A 577-nucleotide genomic window follows, 5' to 3' on the forward strand; every position below is an offset into this window, starting at 1 on the left:
GAGATACTCACCACAGGTCCCGTATTAAAGAAAGGACCTGATAAATATACCACACGTTGCGCCATCTACCTGCCCGAAAGTAGGGAAGTGCTTGTGGCGCATGGTTTACTTCCCGCATCAGAAGGTGAGTTTTTAAAGCTTAATCTTGACGAATTGCTCCACAACAGAAAGCTATTAACCCATATTCCATTCACATCCAAAAAGGTAGATTTGGAAAATATTAAGACTCCTGCTCCATTTCAGGAATTGAATTGGGACATCAAAAAAACACAATCACTGGGCAACTGTATATTTGATACTTGGATTGAATACCTTACTGCTTTGCCTCATCTTGCTGTACTAAATCTGTCATCGACAACGGAAGTAAAAGAGTCATTGACTTTTGATATTCCCGAAAAGGGATTAGCTGAAGAAGAATTGGTTGAATATTCAAAAAAGCTGTTTTTCAATCATGCAACACATATAGGGCATCCTGGTTTTTTGACTTATATTATGGTGGCAGAAACCCTACCTGGTGTTATTGCCGATTTTATTGCCTTGGCCATGAATCAAAATGTTGGCGGTTGGAATCTTGGAC

The 577-nt window shown here is 39.7% G+C and carries 1 protein-coding gene; it reads left to right on the top strand.

Annotated elements, in window-relative coordinates; all coding sequences use genetic code 11:
* Positions 1-577, top strand: a 577-nt coding sequence (locus tag JHD79_RS22515; protein WP_199121604.1) for a hypothetical protein, incomplete at both ends; no start/stop codon positions are given.

Source organism: Pedobacter sp. ASV28, from assembly GCF_016428855.1.
In the GTDB taxonomy this organism is placed as follows: domain Bacteria; phylum Bacteroidota; class Bacteroidia; order Sphingobacteriales; family Sphingobacteriaceae; genus Pedobacter.